This window comes from Duganella aquatilis, from assembly GCF_009674565.1.
Taxonomy (GTDB): Bacteria; Pseudomonadota; Gammaproteobacteria; order Burkholderiales; family Burkholderiaceae_D; genus Rugamonas; species Rugamonas aquatilis.
This window is the reverse complement of sequence record NZ_WKJL01000065.1, coordinates 1-932: the sequence shown is the minus strand read 5'-3', so window position 1 is coordinate 932 and position 932 is coordinate 1. Positions and strand designations below refer to the sequence as shown.

At 70.3% G+C, this 932-nt stretch carries 1 protein-coding gene and 1 pseudogene; both read left to right on the top strand.

From position 1 onward, the window contains the following. Window positions 1–603 (top strand): peptidoglycan-binding protein (locus tag GJ698_RS30240; protein ID WP_208023896.1); only part of this gene is annotated, 603 nt, incomplete at its 5' end. Window positions 604–621: 18 nt separating this feature from the next. Then, window positions 622–932 (top strand): annotated as a pseudogene (locus tag GJ698_RS30235) (general secretion pathway protein GspB); the annotation flags it as partial.

The window sequence follows — 932 nt, the reverse complement described above, 5'->3', positions numbered from 1 at the left end:
GGCGCGGCCGGCGTGGCGGTGACGCCGCAGCCGGGCAGCGACAGCGCCGCGGCCTTGCGCCAGCTGGCCGGCCTGTGGGGCCTGGCCCTGACCGATGGCGATCCATGTCCGGCGGCGGCGCGCGCCAACCTGCGCTGCCTGCAGGCCAAGGGCGGCATCGAGGATGTGCGCCTGCTGGACCGTCCCGCGATGCTGAAACTGCACGACGATCCGGTCGCGCCCAACTATGTGCTGCTGACGGCGCTGGAAGACGATCAGGCCACCATCGTGATGGCTGGCGGCAAGCCGCAGACCGTGAGCCTGGCGGCGCTGGCGGCGCGCTATGACGGCGAGTTCGCCACCTTCTGGCGCGCGCCGCGTGCGTGGCGCGACGAGGTCCGGGGCGGCGACCAGGGGCCGGACGTGGACTGGCTGGCCAAGCGCCTGTCGCAGATTTACGATTTGCCGAAGCCGCAGGAGAACCAGCCGCTGGACGCGGCGCTGCGCAAGCGCCTGACCGAGTTCCAGACGGCGCAGAACCTGAAGGCCGACGGCGTGGCCGGGCCCAAGACTTTTATCCGCCTGTATCAGTTGGGCGGCGTGCAGGAACCGCGTCTGCGCTAACTTACACCGATCTCACTTATGTCTTATATTTTGGAAGCCTTGAAAAAGGCGCAAGCGGAACGTCAGCTGGGCAGCTCGCCCACCATTCATGCGCCGACCTTGCAGGCGGCGGAGCCGGCATCGTCGGCGGCGCGCTTCAGCAAGCCGATGCTGCTGGCGGTGCTGGGCATGGCGGTGGTGATCGGCGTGCTGCTGGTGCTGGTATGGCGGCCGTTCGCGCCTGCGGCCACGGCAACGACGCCTGCGCCGCAACCGCAGCCGCAACAACCGCAGCCGGTCGCCGTGCAGTCGCAGCCGGTTGCCCGGCCGGTGCCGGCCGCGCCGACGCC